Source organism: Arthrobacter bambusae (assembly GCF_030812595.1).
GTDB classification, from domain to species: Bacteria; Actinomycetota; Actinomycetes; order Actinomycetales; family Micrococcaceae; genus Arthrobacter; species Arthrobacter bambusae_B.
In genome coordinates, this window is record NZ_JAUSSZ010000005.1 from 105,757 (window position 1) to 123,105 (window position 17,349).

Annotated in this window: 15 protein-coding genes; 5 read left to right on the plus strand and 10 right to left on the minus strand. The window is 63.2% G+C overall.

The window, feature by feature from the left end; translation table 11 throughout:
- The first annotated feature begins 69 nt into the window (after positions 1 to 69).
- The 3 genes from J2S96_RS08875 to nhaA all read left to right on the plus strand — a co-directional run bounded on the left by J2S96_RS08875 (position 70) and on the right by nhaA (position 2,180).
- A complete protein-coding gene (locus tag J2S96_RS08875) occupies positions 70 to 567 on the plus strand; it encodes a DUF2505 domain-containing protein (RefSeq protein WP_306861961.1) in 498 nt (165 codons plus the stop codon).
- A gap of 1 nt (position 568) precedes the next feature.
- On the plus strand, positions 569 to 790 hold the full coding sequence (locus J2S96_RS08880; protein ID WP_306861963.1) for an SCO4848 family membrane protein: 222 nt from the start codon (positions 569 to 571) through the stop codon (positions 788 to 790).
- A gap of 82 nt (positions 791 to 872) precedes the next feature.
- Positions 873 to 2,180: a Na+/H+ antiporter NhaA gene (nhaA, locus tag J2S96_RS08885; RefSeq protein ID WP_306861965.1), complete on the plus strand. Its 1,308-nt coding sequence runs from the start codon at positions 873 to 875 to the stop codon at positions 2,178 to 2,180.
- A gap of 54 nt (positions 2,181 to 2,234) precedes the next feature.
- Here nhaA and J2S96_RS08890 read toward each other — a convergent pair whose 3' ends face one another.
- The 7 genes from J2S96_RS08890 to J2S96_RS08920 form a co-directional block, all read right to left on the minus strand.
- Positions 2,235 to 3,224, minus strand: coding sequence for a glycosyltransferase family 2 protein (locus J2S96_RS08890; protein WP_306861968.1), 990 nt, complete (start codon positions 3,222 to 3,224; stop codon positions 2,235 to 2,237).
- Entirely contained in the window at positions 3,221 to 4,738 is a 1,518-nt protein-coding gene (locus J2S96_RS08895; RefSeq protein ID WP_306861970.1) for a polysaccharide pyruvyl transferase family protein, read from the minus strand. Before J2S96_RS08895 ends, J2S96_RS08890 begins: the two co-directional genes overlap by 4 nt.
- 604 nt (positions 4,739 to 5,342) lie before the next feature.
- Positions 5,343 to 5,480 (minus strand): hypothetical protein, encoded by a 138-nt coding sequence (locus tag J2S96_RS08900; RefSeq protein ID WP_306861971.1) that lies wholly within the window; start codon positions 5,478 to 5,480, stop codon positions 5,343 to 5,345.
- Positions 5,481 to 5,548: 68 nt separating this feature from the next.
- Entirely contained in the window at positions 5,549 to 6,061 is a 513-nt protein-coding gene (gene sufU, locus J2S96_RS08905) for a Fe-S cluster assembly sulfur transfer protein SufU (protein WP_306861973.1), read from the minus strand.
- Entirely contained in the window at positions 6,058 to 7,392 is a 1,335-nt protein-coding gene (locus J2S96_RS08910) for a cysteine desulfurase (protein ID WP_306861975.1), read from the minus strand. Before J2S96_RS08910 ends, sufU begins: the two co-directional genes overlap by 4 nt.
- 154 nt (positions 7,393 to 7,546) lie before the next feature.
- Positions 7,547 to 10,204, minus strand: coding sequence for a helix-turn-helix transcriptional regulator (locus J2S96_RS08915; RefSeq protein ID WP_306861977.1), 2,658 nt, complete (start codon positions 10,202 to 10,204; stop codon positions 7,547 to 7,549).
- Positions 10,205 to 10,742: 538 nt separating this feature from the next.
- Positions 10,743 to 10,955, minus strand: coding sequence for a hypothetical protein (locus tag J2S96_RS08920; protein WP_306861979.1), 213 nt, complete (start codon positions 10,953 to 10,955; stop codon positions 10,743 to 10,745).
- Positions 10,956 to 10,983: 28 nt separating this feature from the next.
- On the opposite strand from J2S96_RS08920, the gene J2S96_RS08925 reads away from it, so the two are divergent.
- Positions 10,984 to 11,721 carry a hypothetical protein gene (locus J2S96_RS08925; protein ID WP_306861982.1) on the plus strand — a complete coding sequence of 246 codons (738 nt, stop codon included), beginning with the start codon at positions 10,984 to 10,986 and terminating at the stop codon, positions 11,719 to 11,721.
- 155 nt (positions 11,722 to 11,876) lie between these two features.
- On the opposite strand, the gene J2S96_RS08930 is transcribed toward J2S96_RS08925, so the two are convergent.
- Together J2S96_RS08930 and J2S96_RS08935 are read right to left on the minus strand one after the other, a co-directional pair.
- On the minus strand, positions 11,877 to 13,256 hold the full coding sequence (locus J2S96_RS08930) for a glycosyltransferase family 2 protein (protein WP_306861983.1): 1,380 nt from the start codon (positions 13,254 to 13,256) through the stop codon (positions 11,877 to 11,879).
- Positions 13,253 to 14,665, minus strand: coding sequence for a polysaccharide deacetylase family protein (locus J2S96_RS08935; RefSeq protein WP_306861985.1), 1,413 nt, complete (start codon positions 14,663 to 14,665; stop codon positions 13,253 to 13,255). Before J2S96_RS08935 ends, J2S96_RS08930 begins: the two co-directional genes overlap by 4 nt.
- 516 nt (positions 14,666 to 15,181) lie before the next feature.
- Here J2S96_RS08935 and J2S96_RS08940 point away from each other — a divergent pair.
- On the plus strand, positions 15,182 to 16,345 hold the full coding sequence (locus tag J2S96_RS08940) for a chitinase (RefSeq protein WP_306861987.1): 1,164 nt from the start codon (positions 15,182 to 15,184) through the stop codon (positions 16,343 to 16,345).
- 203 nt (positions 16,346 to 16,548) lie between these two features.
- Here J2S96_RS08940 and J2S96_RS08945 read toward each other — a convergent pair whose 3' ends face one another.
- Complete coding sequence (locus tag J2S96_RS08945; protein ID WP_306861989.1) at positions 16,549 to 17,280, minus strand: hypothetical protein; 732 nt, start codon at positions 17,278 to 17,280, stop codon at positions 16,549 to 16,551.
- Between the last annotated feature and the right edge of the window lie 69 nt (positions 17,281 to 17,349).

Below are 17,349 nucleotides of genomic sequence, written 5' to 3' on the forward strand. Positions count from 1 at the left end.
CCCCGAGCACACCGTAGGATGTTTGGGAGCCGCAAGAGCTTTCAACCGAGATATTCACGGAGGACCCCCATGGCCCTGAACGCATCCACCACCCTGCCCTACGGCGTCGACCGCGTAGTCGCCACTTTTATCGACGAAGACTTCCTGCGTCACACGAGCGAGTATGTCGGCGGCACGTTGGAATCATTCCAGATCGAGGGTGATGTCGCTGGCGCTTTCACCACCATCACGGTCCGCACGCTGCCCACCACGCGCCTCCCGGAGATCGCCCGCAAGTTCGTGGGCGAGAAGCTCACCGTCACCCAAACCGAAAAATGGGACGCCCCAGCGGCCGATGGCTCCCGGACCAGCAACATCTCCTTGAAGATCTCGGGCGCTCCGCTTGATGTGACCGCAGTGCAGAACCTGGTGGCGGACGGCGGGAACACCCGCGTCGACCTCGAAGGTGCCGTCACCTCGTCGGTTCCGTTCCTCGGTGGCAAGATCGCCGACGCGGCCGAACCGATGGTTGGCAAGGCTTTGAACATCCAGTCCCAGCAGGCCCAGGCCTGGCTCGAAAGCCACTAGCGTGAAGCTGGCTGCCGGGCTGTCGATTGTGCTGATCGTCGCGGGGGCGTGGTCCCTGATTGTTTGGCCGCAGTTCCTGCGCCGCGTCATGGCAGACCCGCGTGCCCGCGACGCCGAGGGGAAAGCCACGAAATTCCTCACGGTCCACGTCGTGCTGGTCACCATCTCGATGGTGCTGGGACTCGCGACTGCAGTCATCGGGATCACGGCCCTGCTCACGTAACGCCCGCTAAAATGGAATACAGGTGCGCCGGGAAGTCTGGTCGGCAACAGTTTTGTCGACCCTCAGCTTCCCAAGGAGCCACATGGCGAACCGCCGGCAACCCGCTGCCCCGTCCAGGGTTTTCAGCCGCTCCAGCTTCCCCGAGTACCAACGGATCCTGGCCATCCTGCGCACCGAAACCGTTGGTGGCGCGCTCTTGCTCGCCGCCACGGTGGCCGCGCTCGTCTGGGCAAATTCACCCCTTGCCCGTGGCTACTTCGCGCTGCGCGAGGTCAAGATCGGCTACGCTCCCTGGCATCTGGAACTGAGCCTGGGTCATTGGGCCTCCGATGGGCTCCTGGCCGTTTTCTTCTTCATCGCGGGGCTCGAACTCAAGCGTGAATTCGTGGCGGGGGAACTGCGGCAGCCCGCAAAGGCGATTGTCCCGGTGGCGGCAGCAGTGGGCGGGGTGCTCCTCCCCGCGCTCATCTACATCGTGATCAACCTCGGCCCGGGCGCGGAGACACTCAAGGGCTGGGCGATCCCAACGGCCACTGACATCGCCTTCGCTTTGGCCGTGCTCGCGGTCATCAACACACATTTGCCTGCGGCCTTGCGGACCTTCCTCCTGACCCTCGCAGTGGTGGATGACTTGATTGCAATCGGCATCATCGCGTTCTTCTACTCGAGCGGCCTTGAGCCCTTCATGCTGCTGGCCGCGGCCGTGCCCCTCGCCCTCTTTACGCTCCTTGTCCAGAGGCGCGTCCGGAAGTGGTACCTGCTACTCCCCTTGGCCGCAGCCACCTGGGCCTTCGTCCATGCCTCGGGAATCCACGCCACCGTGGCCGGGGTCCTGCTCGGATTTGCCGTGCCGGTCGCGGCTTCCGGCAAGAAGGGTGAGCCGGCGGCCGGGCTCGCCGAAAGCTTCGAACACCGCTTGCGTCCTTTCTCTGCCGGCTTTGCGGTGCCTGTCTTCGCGTTCTTCTCCGCAGGCGTGGCTCTGGGTGGCGCGGAGGGCCTGGGAGCTGCGCTGCGCGATCCGGTGGCTCTGGGCATTGTCCTGGCCCTCGTTGCAGGCAAGGCCGCCGGAGTCTTCGGCACCACATTCCTTGTCACAAAGACCACCCGCGCACGGCTGGACGACGGACTCGCGTGGATCGACGTCGCGGGGCTGGCCATGCTGGCGGGCGTCGGTTTCACCGTCTCCCTCCTGATTTCCGAGCTCGGCTTCGGTACCGGCTCCCAGCACGATGACCACGCGAAAGTGGCCATCCTCGCCGGTTCCCTCGCCGCGGCGGTGCTCGCCGCCGTCGTGCTTAAAGCCCGTAACCGGCACTACCGCCGCTTGGCGCGAGAGGAGCAAAGGGACGACGACGGCGATGGCGTGCCTGACGTCTTTACCAGCGCCTGACCCACCTGGTCCCACATGTTCATCGCACCGGGTCGTTCGGCGAGGAGCCGGCTGTTACCGCTTGCCCCGCAGGAGCCGGAGGATCCTGCCGGTCAGCCGGGCCGGCCTTCTCGCAAGGTCGGAAAAACTTGTCCTGTTCAGGACGGTTTCCTCCAAGGACCCCAGCCGTCGCCCGAGCTCATCCACGCTCGAATTGATCCGCTCGGCCAGCCCGCGCAACTCGTGGATCGCTCCCTCTTGCTGGGCGTGCATCTGGGCTAAATAGAGCAAGGTTCCGTATCCGGATTTGCCGGCCTCTTCGCGAAGATAGACATCACGCACATAGCGGTCGAACTTTTGGTGGTCATCGGCACCGGCTATGACGCTGTTTCCCATGTCGCCGCGCTCTGCCGGTCGATGGCACCAATAGGCGAGGGGCTCGCCGTCCAGCAATTCGATCGGGGATACCGAGAGGAAACGGAGGTTGAACTCCCAGTCTCCTACGGCGTCCAGCGCTTCGTTGTAATTGCCGATCCGTTCGAGGATGGAACGGCGGTAGAGGAAGGAAATCGGCACCACCCGGTTGCTGCGAAGCATGTCGGACAGGGTGATCGCACGAAGTTCGTGCTCAAACCCGTGGGAGCCGGTCTGCTCGATGACTCCGCCACGGATTTCCTCGTAGACGATATCCGTGCGGACAGCTACTCCCTGGGCCTGCGGCGACTCGTCGAGGAAGCCCACAGTCTTCTTCAGGAAGTCCCTGTGCCAGCGATCGTCGTCGTCATGAATGGAGATGAATTCCGAGTCCGTGGCGTAGATCCCCGCGTTGGACGCTGCCTCCATGCCCTTGCTGGCCTCGTGGTGCAGGATCGTCAGCTTGCCGGCGGGAAGGTGGTCCCAGGTCCTCGCGAGCGCATCCACGGGAACAGGATCACCGCCATCGTTAACGACGACCACCGCAACGTCCTCGAAGGACTGGTCAAAGATGTCTTCGAGCGCCCGGCGCAGGAGGACAGGCCGGTTCTTGGTGCGTACGACGACGGCGACGCGGGCTTGGGCGTTCATCGACGACCTCCCGAAACACGGCGCAGCACGCTTGCGCCTTTACGCAACACGGAAGCAGCTTTGAATGATCGTGATTGCACGATTCGTTCCCTTTCGTCCAGCGCTTCATTCCTTTCATGCAACAGCAGATCGCGTTGCGAGCGGACATCGTCCCACTCCGTCCATAGGCGGGCGATTCCGCCGCTCAGGGCACGGAACTGGAGCCGTTGCCCCTTGGCCTGCTTGGCCCACTCCGAGTCCGACCCTAGCGTCACGACGTCTTCCAGCCCCTTCGCTGCTTCGGCCCCAGCCGCCGAGAAGATGCTTGCGACGGCGTCCCACCAGTTCTCGTGAACGGCGCGTATCCGGGGACGCAGCGATTCAAGGTGTTCCCGGAACTCCGTGCGCCTCGCCCACGCCTCGGCGATGGCAAGGTCGAAACCGCCGATGTCGAGGCTGCTCAGCGGTAAGGCCCAGTCCTGCACGCCCCAGTTGTCCATGGCTCCGTGCAGTCTCACGTCCGAGTAGAAGTCATTCGCGAGCGCAACGACGGGCACGCCGGCCGCAAGGCCGAAGACCACAGGGTGGTAGCGATTTGTCAGCACCAGTTCTGCTCCCACGGTCAATGCCGCGGCTGCGGGAGCCGGAAGTACCGGGCACAGTCGAATCCGACCGCTCCGGGAGTGTGCCAGAACTGTCTCATGGGACTCGTGGTCACCGCCCTGGCCATCTTGGCCAAGAGGACCCACGTGCGGGACCAAATACACGGGAAGCCCTGTCAGCTCCACGGCCCGGTCCAACACTTCTCCCAGCTTCGCTAGGCTGCGGGTGCCGTCCCGCCAGGATTCGGGACCAAAGGTCGCCGCAATGTAAGGTCCGGTGGGAAACTCGAATTCCTCCGCGCCTGGACCTTTCACATCGGCCGGCCCGTGCGGGGCAAGGAAGCTGGCATCGTCCAGGACCCTCGTCAATTTCCCTGAATCCAGGCCCATCTGGAAGCCCAGCGCATAAGACGATGGCTCCCGCGCGCCCACCAATGCGGCGTAATCCAAGAGCTCGTGAAGAATGTGCTGGTCCTGCGGCAGCAGCGTGGGACCGAAGGTCTGGCCGCTCACAACCAAGGGCTTGCCCAGTTCCTTTGCGATGAGGCCCAACGCCGCGCGTTCATAGAGCAACCATCCATACAATGAATTCATGTTGCCGCCGCCCGCGATCAGCACGCCGTCGGCCGACTTCACTTCGTCGATGACCCGCCACACGGAATCTTCTGCGGCTAAGGCGGTCCGGTCGCCGCGAGCCGCCCTGCGGACGAGTTCCAAGTGCCTGCTCCGCTCCGCTGGCGGCCAAGGGAACACCAAGGTGTCTATCGCGTCCATGCCGTAAAGTTCCCGGGTCTGTTCCGGGTCCCGGGTGAGGAGGACGATTCCGGCGTGCAAACGGGCCCGAAGTTCATCGGCCGCTGCGATTGCCATTGCCTCGTCACCTACGTGGTAGGCCACCTGGCCCAGGTCGCCTTGCACCAGAATCTTCAACACTCGGTCCTTCCCTAACAGGTGCGCAGCGGCTGCCTTGGCCAGGCGCCTAAGCACTTCCGGATGCGCTGGAACAGCCTATCGTTCTTCCCTTGAGACTCCGAACCGTTGCGCTTCTCCGGGTTTTGTACGCGGACACCCAGGAAATGCCATGGTGGGAATGATACGAGTAGCCGATATTTCCAATGGAGTAATGAGCCGTCCAAGTAGGGTGGTCGGCACGCTGTTTGGGCGGTATCGGCAGGAATACCTTGCTGCTATGGACGCGAATAGTATGGAACGAGTGTGGCATGGGGCCCACAGGAAAGCCCAAGCGAAGAACTGGTCTTTGATCTTTGTTTGGGCAATTCTCGGTATCATGTCGATTTCGGTTCTCATCGCAGCGGTACCCAAATGATGCGATGACCAGGCCAACGGTACAAAAAAAGCTCGGCCCGGATTTCCGGGTCCGAGCTTTCTTTTATTTGCCTCGCGCTATTGCCTCGTACTAATTGCCTCGTACTATTTGCCTGGTACTAATTGCCTCGTACTATTTGCCTGGTACCTTTTCCAACTTCATATAGACAGCCGTGAACGCCGCAGCATGGCTGCGGTGGAGCATTCGGCCTTACTGCATCAGTCCCGCGACCGCGGCGAGAATTGTCGCGGCGACGAGGACGAACAACAATCCCACAACCACGAATTCCGCCCGGCGGACCCGATGCTGGCTCCGGCGCCATTCGCGCCTGCTCTCCAAGGTGATCATGCTTCGAGGCTAAGTCCGGCCCCGTGCCCAAAATAGAGTGGTCGCTACTCGACCTCGCCCTACCCGCACTAGAGAGCCCGGAACGCCGTTTGGCTCGCCTCGGCCTGGTGCAAGGCGTCCTCCGCGGCAACCCACGCAAGCATCGCGCACTTTACCCGGGCAGGATATTTGGCGACTCCGGCAAGGGCGGCAGCGTCCTGGAGCAGTTCCTCATCCGCTTCCAACTTGCCCCGCGAACGCATCAATTCCCGGAAGTGATCGATCATGTGGCGAAAGGACAGCGGCGACATACCCGGCGCCATTTCACTGAGGATGGACGCCGACGCCATCGAAATGGCACAGCCCTCACCGTCCCAGTGGATTTCCGTGACGGCCTGTCCGTCCCCGGCGGTGCCCAGGCTCAGCCGGAGGGTGATCTCGTCCCCGCAAACGGGATTGAGCTGGTGGCTCTGTCCCGTGAGGCCTTGTCCCGTAGCAGGCTCGCCTGTCGCGACGTCCGGAAGGCTGGCAAGGTCTGCGCCGGTGCGGGCCCTGGAGTGCTCCAGGATCAACTGTTGGTACAAGGAGTCAAGGCCGCTCATGATGCGGCTCCAGAAGCCGTTACCCCGAAGTAGGGCCTGACCTGGGCAACGGCCTCAACCAGCAGGTCGACCTCCTCTGAAGTGGTGTACAGGTACGTACTGGCCCGGGTGGAAGCGCTTAGGCCCAGCCTGCGGTGCAAGGGCTGGGCGCAGTGGTGACCCACCCGGACAGCTATGCCTAGATTGTCGAGGTACTGCCCGACGTCGTGCGCGTGCACTCCGGCAACGTCGAATGCGGCAAGGCCCGTCCGTTCTTCCCCCGGCCCGGGTCCCAGCACACGGACGCCGTCAATGGCGCTGAGGCCCGTGACCAGCCTTTGGCCGAGCTCGGCCTCACGAAGGGCGATCCTGCGCATTCCCGTTTCGCTGAGGTAGTTTACTGCGGCAGCGAGCGCCACCGCCTGCGAAATAGGCGGGGTTCCGGCCTCGAAACGCTGGGGTGCGGGCAGGTATCGGGCTTCTTCCATGGTCACCGTGGTGATCATGGAACCGCCGGTCAGGAACGGCGGCATGGCATTGAGCAGTTCGCGGCGTCCGTAGACCGCGCCGATCCCCGTGGGCCCGAGCATTTTGTGGCCTGAGAATACGGCGAAGTCCACGTCCAGGGCCTTGAAGTCCAAGGGCAGGTGCGGCGCGGACTGGCAAGCGTCAAGGACCACCAAGGCGCCTACTTCGCGTGCCATCCGGACCAACACGTCCACGGGGTTGATGTTGCCCAGCACATTGGAAGTATGGGTGAAGGCCAGGATCCTGGTGCGCGAGGTCATGAGGCGTGCCGCCTCCTCGAGCCGCAGCGCGCCGGCGTCGTCAAGGGGAATGTACTTGAGTGTCGCCCCGGTCCGCCGGCACAGTTCCTGCCAAGGGATCAGGTTGGCATGGTGTTCCATTTCGGTGACAAGCACTTCGTCGCCCGGCTTCAGGGCAAATCGCTCCGCGCCCCCGGCTGCCCGGTCCACGCTGGCATTCGAGAACGAATAGGCCAGGAGGTTCAGTCCTGCTGTGGCGTTGGCCGTCCAGACCAGCTCATCGTCCTGCACGCCCACAAAACGCGCCACCGTGGCACGAGCGTCTTCGAAAGCGTCGGTGGCCTCGACCGCAAGGTGGTGCGCTCCGCGATGGACGGCGGAGTTCCGCTGCTCATAGAATTCCTGCTCGGCCTCGAGCACGCTCCGGGGGTTCTGCGAGGTGGCTCCCGAGTCAAGGTAGATCAGCGGTTTGCCATTGATTTCCTGCTCAAGAACGGGGAAGTCGTTGCGGATACGACGGACTTCATCGTCATCGAGTGCGGAAACCTGGGCATCTCCCCACGCGGGGGTGGAAACCATTGTCAAAACGGGTGCTCCTTGTGAGGACTACGTGTTGTGAGGGCTGCATGTTGTCAGGGCTGCATGGCACTCGCCAGAGGCTGACCGCCGCGAGTGGCGGTGTCACCTAGTAATTGTCCCACCAATCCGCGTGCCTGCCTTCATCCGCTGGCCGCCGGCCCTACTCCTCCTCCGGCTTCGCCAGTTCGTCCCATAGTTCGGAAAGCTTCTGCCGGCGCGAAACTCCGAGCTTGCCATACACCCTCTGCAGGTGGGCGTTGACGGTGTTCACTGCGATGCCCAGCCGAGCAGCCACCTCGGCGCTGCTCAGCCCGGAGGCCACCAACGCAGTCACCTCGCGTTCACGCTGGGAAAGCTTGACGACGCCGGGAAGGGCCGAGGACGCGGGCTCCGGACCCACCGGGCGGGGCTCGTCAAAAGCGAAAGCTTCCTCCTGGTCAAACGCCTGCTGAGGCTCACTGGTGCTTAGCTGTCCTGTTCCCATTTCCTGTCCCGCTTCCTCTCCCGACGGCATGCCTGACTCGACACTCCACACCAGCTCCGACACCCCCGCGCCCAACTGCCGGTATCCCCTGCTTCCGGTACGGGCGGCCAGGCCGAGATTCAACATTTCGAGCGCCCGGTGTCCCTTCTTGGCCGCAGAACCGGCAAGCTGGAGCAGTTTCCGGTGCGAGTGTTCCGTGCCAAGCAGCACTGACCGGGCGGCGGACGAGTAGCTCTCGGCGAGCTGCGAGGCAAGGTAGTTCCCGCTGCTGGCCCGGGAATCGTAGGCCGCCAAGGCGCGACGTACTTGGTTGACATCGCCCAGCAACCAGGCAGCCGCAGCAAGTCCTCCGAGAGCCGGTGGCAGGAGCCCGTCGGGGTCGGCCTCATCCAGCCGGGCCTTGGCCTGGCGGAACTGCTCACACGCCAGTTCCAGGCTCCCCTGCCTGGCAAGCACGAGCGCCCTGTAGAGATGCGCAGACCCACCGAAATAGCTCATCCGGTTGCTGTAGCTGGAACTGCCGGCGCAGAACATCTCCGGGCCACCCCATTGCCCGCGCCAGATCAGATTGGACCCGTGGATCGTCAAGACAGCGGAGTGGAAGTCCACAGGGCACCGTGGCAGCCGCCCCAAGGCCTCGAGGGCCAGGGTCGAGAGGGCGACGGCGTCCGCGAACCGTCCGCTGACGGCCAGCCCTTGGGAGACGAGCGCCATCAACAGCACGCCGGCCTGGGTAGGCGGCATTGGATGGCGTTCGCTAGGCGATCCGGGATCGACCAACTGGCTATGGCAAAGCCTCTGGAACAGCTCACCGCTGGCTGAAGGCCAGCTGCCATTCTGGGCATCCAGATAAAGCTGGAGGACATCCAGTTCGTCACGGACGGCGGCATAGCCGGAATAGGCGGCCTCGCCCGGCGCGATGCCGACGGCGGCATCCTCCAGCCGTCGTCGGGCATCCTGGAGGACCGCCTGCAGCCCGCTGGCTCCGGGAGCTGTCGGCAAGAGCGCTTGCAGCAGAAGCCACACGGCGTGGGCGAAGTCCAAACTCAGGACGTCGGGAGTGTTTGCCACCAAACCCTTCAGGATCGTCACGGCCCCCGGGAAATCCCTTGTCTGGTAAAGGGCGCGTGCCAGCTCCACACCTGCGGCCAGTCCGAGTTCCGGCGTCCTCACCGCCTCCGCGGACCGCCGCGCCCTCCGGTGGTCGTGAACGTCGTTTGCGGCAACGGCCACCGCCAAAAGATCGGCGTCGGGCACCGTCAAGCCGCTTGCCTGTTCGAGGTCCACGCGACGGAACAACGTCCAGAGCGAGTCATCACCAGCGGGTGAGGACGCCGCGTAGATGCTCCGGTGGAGTTCGAGGATCCTTGCAGGTCCGAGCTGTTGCCGGGCCAACCTCCCCTCGATGGCGTGACTGAGGGTCGCCGCCTCCTGGTTGTCCTTCTGGACACGGATCGTTCCGTCAGCCCGCAGCGCTTCGATCGCCCGCTTTTGGACTAGTTGTTCGAGGACCGCCAGGGGTATCGGCTCCCCCACCGCCAAGAGGTCCACCACCTGCCGCTGTGGCACGGAATAGCCCTCAAGCCGGTGGCGGGTCAGCTCGAGCGCTTGCGAACCGTCCATGCGGATCGGTCCGGACAACATCCAGGAACCAGCCTGCTCCACGATCTCGCCACGTGCCGCGGCTTCGTCCAGGAGCAACTTCGCGGTCTGCAGGTTACCCCCGGTGAGGATATGGATTTCCCGGACCAGGCTGCGGGCAGAGCGCCCCCCGAGGCGATCATCAAGGAACTCGCGAAGCTGCTCCTCCGTGAGATCGTCCAGGGTCACAACGGACAGCTGCCGCGAAACCACCGACTCCATGAGTTCCATCCGCAACGGCCGGTCCGAGCGGTGTGTCGCAATGAGGCGGATATCCGGTTCAACAAGCAGCTGGTTCAGGAGCCAAAGGGACATGTCATCCAGGAAATCGATGTTGTCCAGCACGAGCAACGCTGGGGATCCGGACGCAGCGGCGCCACGCACTGCCTTGCGGCAAGCCGCGACGATCGAGCCCGGCCACACCTTGGTCCTGGCCGGCAGGTCCGGCACAAGCGCCATGGCTATGCCAAACGGAATGTCCGCGAATGACTCCGAGACGTTGTGGGCGATCACGCTGAAGGAACCGCTCAGCACTGAAGCCGCGGCGTCCAAGAGAGTGGTCATTCCGGAACCCCCCGGGCCCGAGACGATAATCCCGGCCGGTTCCGGCCCTGACAAGGCAATAACAATCTCCTGGAGCTCGGCTGCCCGAATAATCGGGGGCGAGGTGTGGGTCCCTTCGGTATCGTCCATGGTCCTGTCTCATCTTCGGGCCGCCGGACACACGTTCCTGACGGCTTTGGCACGGACCGGTGTCATTTCCACACGTTACCTCCGGGTTTCAGTCCTGGATTGAGTGGTAACTACTTGGTTTTCCGGGGCTACTTGCGCGATAAATCCGCGCTCCACGGAGCTCCCGGGTGAGCTGCCCTGGCTTCGTTTCCAGCCCGGTTCACCCGACGGATTTGCGTCCGCTGTTATCGCCCTGTGATCTGACTGTGTAAGCTGGTGCCGCAAGAGTAAGTTCCGGCTGGCTACTTCTGGGGAGTTGAAGCGCAGCCGATTTTCGCAACGACTCTGTCGTCACACACCCTTTGGCCGTGTGCGACTCTGCGGCATTTTCGCCGCAGATCGCCTTTATCCATGCCCAGGTCTCGTATGTCTATGTCCCCAACAGATATGTCATCCAAAATATGAAACACCTGTTCACAGCGCTCGTCGCCGTCGCACTTCTTGCCTTCGGCGGTTTCGCCACCATCTCGGCTGTCCAGTCGTCACACAAGTCCTCCTATCAAGCCGGCAGCCGCCCGTCGAGCACAAGTACGCGGCCAGCTCCGTCGCCGACCGTTTCTTCCACCCCCAAGGGCACTTCGACGCCGACGCCCAGCAACATCCCGGTCGCTGCGACGACAAGCAAGCCGGCCCCGGCCACAACACCCGCAAGCGCGCCCGCTCCAGCCACGACGAGCGCACCCGCACCAACGGCAGCCCCGCTGCCTGTCACGGGAACATATCCGCTGCACACCAATATCGTGAGCACCACCTTCTGGGTGGGCGAAATCTTCAATGCCAGCCTCTCGGACGGCTCCCAGGTCTGCTCCACCTACAACGGCCAATGGGCTTTGCAGCACACTGGCGTCAATATGGGAACCACTCCGTCCGGCGCGAGCGGCTGCCCCGGCAGCACTTACGGCGGTTGTGACGGAGTCAGTTCCGGCACCGCCTCGAATTTCCAGTGCGCCACGGAAAAGCGCGTTGCCAGCAACGGGTACTTCCCGCTGCACCAACCCAAGCCCTTGCAGAACCCGTTCTACTTGGATCTGCCGTACGACGACGTCAATGACAGCACCGCTTTCGCCGAGCGTTGCAATGTAATTCCTTGGGCCGCCGCGGACAACGCCAAGACAGGCGTCAACCACTGTGCAGACTCGAGCTACAGCTACATGAAGAACGCGTGGGTCCAGATCACCGGCCCCAATGGCGGCGTGTGCTACGGACAAGTTGAAGATGCCGGCCCCTCCAGCGGTTCCCTGTACCACGATTCTGCCTACGTGTTCGGGGCAAACAACGCCCGGCCCGCCAACAAATCCTTCTCCGGCGACCCGAGCCAGGGCGCAGGCATGGATGTGTCGCCTGCCTTGAACGGTTGCCTGGGCTTCGCTGAATTGAACGGCGACAATGACCACGTATCGTGGCGCTTCGTTGACCGAGCCAGCGTGCCGGCCGGTCCGTGGCTCAACGTTGTCACTACTTCGGGAGTGGCCAACTAACGCCACACGCGTTCCCGGGAGCCGCAGTTCAGCGGGATACTGCTACGCGCTCCGGCAGTGTCGGACGCCCGTGCCACCCAGCCGCAATGGCTGTATGGCACGGGCGTTCGCGTGTCCGGTCACTCGCCCGGGCTGTGTCCTAGCCGGGCTGTGTCCTAGCCGGCCCGCACCACGGAAGGTCCCGGCGTCGCGATTTCCTGAGGCTGGCGCTGGATCCTGCGGACCGGGCTGACCCAAACTCCCGACGAACTCGACGAGTACGCCTTGGGCAAGACCTGGAGGCAAATGACCGCGTCCAGGATCCGCATCAGCGGAAACAGGGGTGCCATCAACAGAAAGCGCGGGTTGCGCATCGAAACTGCGGCAAGGATCGAAAGGACAAGGTCCGGCAGGAAGACTCCGATGAGAACGTCCTGGGGCCGCAGGACGCCCGACAGAAAGATAAAAACGTCCGAGCGATCGCCAAAGATCCACACCTCGACCGCGGCGAGGGACGACAGCAGGAAAGCCGGCACCAGGAGCACGAAGAAAAGGCAGCTGGCTACGAGCTCAACGATGTACAGCGCCAGGGCAACCCAAAACCTGCTGAACCGAAGGCCGTGCCGCCTGACGGTCTGCCAGAAACCAAGTATCCACCGCCGTACCTGCTTGATGTAGTCCTTCAGGTTGTCCGGATCCTGGGTGTATGCCACCGCGGCGGAGGGATGGAATGCGATCCGGCCCAACTTCTTTGCGTGGATCTCAAACGTCATATTGAAGTCTTCGATCACCAGTCCCGGGGCCAGGACCTCTATTTTTGCGAGTGCGCTGGACCTGTACATGCTGGCAAATCCCGGCACGATCGAAACGACATTCACGCCCCGGGCTGCCTGTCCGTATTTGAGCAGCAATTGGACCACGATGTACAGGCGCTCCCGGTAGGCCACCACGAAGCGGCCAATCGCCGTCGGAGCTGCCGGGCTCATGATCGACTTGGCGCGCCCCGCCACGGCGACCACCGTCGGATCGTCAAACAGCGGCAGCCCCGTTTCGAGGTAATCCGGCATCGGACGAGTGTCAGCGTCCAAAAGCATGACCACCTTGAACCGCTTGCACAGATCAAAATAGGCGATGCCTGCCGCGAGTGCGCCTGCCTTGCCGCGGTTGGGTTCAAGGTCAAGGACCTTCACCCCGGCGGCCCGCGCAATGGCCGCGGTGTCATCGGTGGACATGTCGGAAACGACGTGGATGTTGCGTCGAGGGACTAAAGCGGACGCGGCAAGGATTGTCTCCTTGATGACCAAGGCCTCGTTGTGGGCAGCCACGAGGACCGCGACATTCGACGGCGAGATCCGCGCTCCCCGCGCACGATGGCGGGCCCTTTGGCTCCGAGGGATCGGTGCCGTGCCGCCCCGCAGCGAGGCGATCCACCCACGGATACGGTATGACAACCTGCGGGCTCGCCAAGACTCCTCCCCCGCCAGGCGGATCAGCCCGGCCAGCGACCAAAAGATCGTGCTTACCCCCAGAACCAAAAAGATCGAAAAAACTATCACGGCGACGGAGCTCCCACTGTGTCGTACATTTCGTAATCGTCGGTAGCAAGCTGGCCATCGCTGAAGAGGTTCATTCCAAAGCTGATGGCCTCGGCTCCTGCCGGAACGGGCGGCGTTTCCCAGATCGCCTGCTCGTAACTAGTGTTCGCCGGGAACCATGGACTGGCCGTCCAGTAGGTCCACGTGCCCAGCTTGTTGCGGTAATACACTTCAAATTGGGTCTTCGCGTCGGACTGGTACCACGCCCTGAGCGAATAGCTGTGGCCGGCGCTTACGCTCGGAGCGCATGCTCCGAGGTCGAGGACGGGAAGCAATTTGGCGTCACCGGACGAGTAATCGCTTACGTCCAGCCTGCGGGCTACCGCACCAGTGCGTCCGGGGGTCAAGGTGCTCAGGACTACCGAATTCTTGCCGTAGGAGGACACCTGCCAACATTGCGGCAAGCCATACTTTCCAGCGATTTCCAGCCCCGGATTCCGGATGGCGTTCTTCCCCGGTGCTGCCGGCGCCGCCACGGGACCGTTTACCACCGGTTTGGCAACGCCGCCGATCACGTCATGTACCGTCCGCACGGCCATGGTTCCTTGTTGGGTTTTGCCCGCCAGCCAGGTGGCGAACTGTTCGAACAACGCGGGGCTGATGGAGCGCGGACTGCCGCTGTTGTCGATGTCGTAGAAGGTCAGCTGCAACCAGCCCCCGGCCTTTTCTGCCTGCGCGACGGTCGCCTCAAGGTCGGCCAACGTCCAGCTGCTGCCGACTTCCGATGTTGCCCGTGTCCGGAAGGGGTCGGCGGGGCGGACAGTTTCGGCTGCCGCGCAGCCCACGCAGTCAAGGGGTGTGGCTATCTGGCCGAGGCCGCGCGCGCTGCTGTAGCCGCATCCAGCAACCAGCTCCTCCGTTTTCGGCGTTGATGCCGCGAACGGATATGAGAAGGAGGTGACTTTGAAGCCCCAGTCCGTGAGGTTAGCTCGATCGTTGCAGATCTGCCTCGACGCTTCGTCCGGTTCCACAGAAGTCACGTCGGCAAGGGTGACGGTATGGCCACCGATCTCATTCTGGCCCGCGGCCAGGCTGTGGAGGTTGTCCGTTGTCATGTAGTCCGGTGCGCCAACAAATCCGGAGTCGATGAAAAAGGTGCCTCGGAGGCCGTGGTCCTTCATGATCCGGGCGGCCTCCATCTGGCTTGACCGGCCGGCGTCGAACGTCAAGCTGACAGATGAGAGCGGGTCGGCAGAAGGTGTGGGGCTGTTCGTCCCGGACCCATCGACGGGAACCTGGCTTCCGTGGATCAGCGATGTCGCGCCCGTCAACAGGAGCAGCACCGACACCCACGAGGCAGCCCACAGACCTGCCCGCTTCCTCGAAGCGCGGCCCGGGTCCGACGCGGCGCCCTTTCCCCGGCGACTCATCGCCAACCCGCGCTGCCGGGTTTCCTGAAGGGGCCGGTGGCGACTGGGGGAAGCCTCGGTCTCAAAGGCTTATTCACCACCGGCCCCCGCTCAGGGGCCCTCTGCATGAGGGCGTGCCGCCATCCGGCAGCACCGTCAATTGGCGCTGGATCTGTGGGAAGGACCGTGCTGAATCCCCCAACGGGCTCGAGATACAGGCAAGCGCCCTCTCGAATGAATCCGCCGTGTCCTGATGTAGCCCGGACCAGAGCGTCCATTTCCATTGCGAGACCTGTCTTTCCCCCGTTGCCCTCAACCAACTGACATCATCAGCCTAAGAATGAGGGCGACGGCGGACACGAGTAGCCTCTACCCGTCTTTACACTCAACCTTGGCGTCAGGACACCGCCACTACTCGTGCGCTGCGCGCCGAGGCTACCGGGACAAAGCACGCGGCTGCGAGCAGGGGCGAATCCGATCTGTTCGTGGTCAAATGGTGCAATCAGGGCAGTCGGAGTTTAAGGATGGCGGAAGAGCGTGTCCAGGAACCAGGCAAGCGGCACCTCAATTGCCGCCAAGGAGGTCCGCAGGCGGGACGTCCGAGGCGTGGCCGCCCGAGCCAAGGGACTTCGCCGGCCGCTGTCAGCTTTCGCCCGGGCCTGCATTGCCGCGACCCTGGCGGTGGCGGCGATTGGCGGCATCCTTGTGTGGCGGTTCACCACGGACGGGAACGGCGCCGTCGAACCACCATGGTTTTCCGGCTACGTCGACGTTACCGTGGTGCCCCAGTACGCTTTCGAAGTACCTTCGGGCGAGGGCACCAAAAATGTCACGTTGGCGTTTGTGGTGGCGATGGCTGGACAGGCCTGCACACCAAGTTGGGGCAGCACCTACAGCCTTGACGCCGCGAAGACTTCGCTGAATCTCGAGGCGCGTATCGCCAAGCTGCGGTCGAACGGTGGCGCGTTCGCTGTGTCTTTCGGCGGTTCAGTGAACAGTGAACTCGCAGACTCCTGCCAGAATCCAGCCGAGCTGGAGAGGGCCTATCGGGCCGTCCTGGAGCGCTACAACCCCGCAACCATCGACTTCGACGTCGAGGGCGACAACCTGGCCGACAGCGCGGCCTGGCAGCGCCGCGCCAATGCCATCTCCGCCCTCCAGAAGGAGCGGATCAAGGAAGGGCACGCCCTCTCAATTTGGCTGACCCTTCCAGTCACCCCGCAAGGACTGACCGACGCCGGAACCTCCGCCGTTGACCAGATGCTGGCCGCGGGCGTCCAGCTGGCCGGGGTCAACATCATGACCATGAACTACGGATCAAGCCGGAGTAACTCCCAGAGCATGCTCGATGCCGGAACCTCAGCCGCCCAGTCCACGCACGATCAGCTCAGCATCATCTATCAGCGTGCGGGAATGACCCTGAACAGCGAGCAGATCTGGGGAAAGATGGGATTGACGCCCATGATCGGCCGGAACGACCTCCCAGGCGAAGTATTCGACCTTGACGCAGCCCGCGGGTTGAACTCTTTCGCCGTCAGCAAGGGGGTTCAACGAGTGTCAATGTGGTCCCTGAACCGGGACGTGTCTTGTCCCCAGGACACCCCGGAGGACGCAGCAAGCCACGTGTGCAGCGGTATCGATCAAGGGACCCAACGCTTTTCCGACTTGTTGAGCGCAGGGTTCCACGCCAAACTGCCTTGACTTGGCCGATCAACAGGATCATGCCGCGCCGGCAGGTTACGAGGTTACGCGGTTACGCTTTGTTTTGGTTCCTGGGTTCGACCGGACGCGCGAGGTGCCGGCCGTTGCCGTGCTGGAACAGCTTTTTGAGCCACTGCATGGATACCTCCAGTTTTCGAGGGACTGCTTGCACCGGATTGCTTGGACGGCTCCGGCCGCCGGGTCTATTTCACTTGGCTCACCGTGACGATATTCAGCCACGGACCCGCCGGAACTTGGTCCCGTGGCACGAACTGCCAGTCGACCTTGTCCGACTCGCCATCGAGCTCGGAGAAACCCAGGCACCCGTTAAGCGCAGGCGAGACGTCCATGCCGGCACCGTTGAAGTTCTTATTGGCAGGACGCGCATCATTGGAGCCGAAAACGTATTCCTTGTCGTGATACTGGCCCGGACCGGCGTCTTCGATCTGTCCGTAGCATTCACGGCTGCCCATCCGGATCCTGACCCATTGGTTCTTCATGTAGCTGAAGGAGCGGTTCTGGGCGTTGCCCGCGAAACCCGGATCATTGGCCCATGGGATGACGCTTGCCCGTTCCGCAAAGGCGACGGGATCGTTGACGTCATCGTACGGAAGATCGAGGTAGAACGGGTTTTCCTTCGGCGTCATGTTTTTGGGCGCGTATCCGTTGGCCTGCGTTCTCGCTTCGGTGTGGCAGCCGTTCGCCTCAACGCCGTCACAGCCTCCGTAGCTCTGCATCCACCGGGAGTCGTAGGTGGACATCACCTGGCTTCCGTCGGCTGCCTTGGGATCAAAGATCTCTCCGACCCAGAAAGTCGTGGACACAATTCCGGTGTGCCAGGGATACCGGCCGGCCGTCGTGGCCGACGGGCTCGGATTCGGGCCCGGCCCACCGCACGCCGCCGACAGCATGGTCAGGACCGCAAGTGCAGCCACTCGACCCCGACGGGAACGCCTTGGTCCCGATGCTGGGCGATTCACATCGTGCTCCTGGAAAGTGGTTTT

Excerpts from the sequence above, each read along its gene's own strand:
- J2S96_RS08875 (WP_306861961.1), top strand. The coding sequence starts at position 70 with ATGGCCCTGAACGCATCCACCACCCTGCCCTACGGCGTCGACCGCGTA.
- nhaA (WP_306861965.1), top strand. The coding sequence starts at position 873 with ATGGCGAACCGCCGGCAACCCGCTGCCCCGTCCAGGGTTTTCAGCCGC.
- J2S96_RS08890 (WP_306861968.1), bottom strand. The coding sequence starts at position 3,224 with ATGAACGCCCAAGCCCGCGTCGCCGTCGTCGTACGCACCAAGAACCGG.
- J2S96_RS08900 (WP_306861971.1), bottom strand. The coding sequence starts at position 5,480 with ATGATCACCTTGGAGAGCAGGCGCGAATGGCGCCGGAGCCAGCATCGG.
- sufU (WP_306861973.1), bottom strand. The coding sequence starts at position 6,061 with ATGAGCGGCCTTGACTCCTTGTACCAACAGTTGATCCTGGAGCACTCC.
- J2S96_RS08915 (WP_306861977.1), bottom strand. The coding sequence starts at position 10,204 with ATGGACGATACCGAAGGGACCCACACCTCGCCCCCGATTATTCGGGCA.
- J2S96_RS08935 (WP_306861985.1), bottom strand. The coding sequence starts at position 14,665 with ATGAGTCGCCGGGGAAAGGGCGCCGCGTCGGACCCGGGCCGCGCTTCG.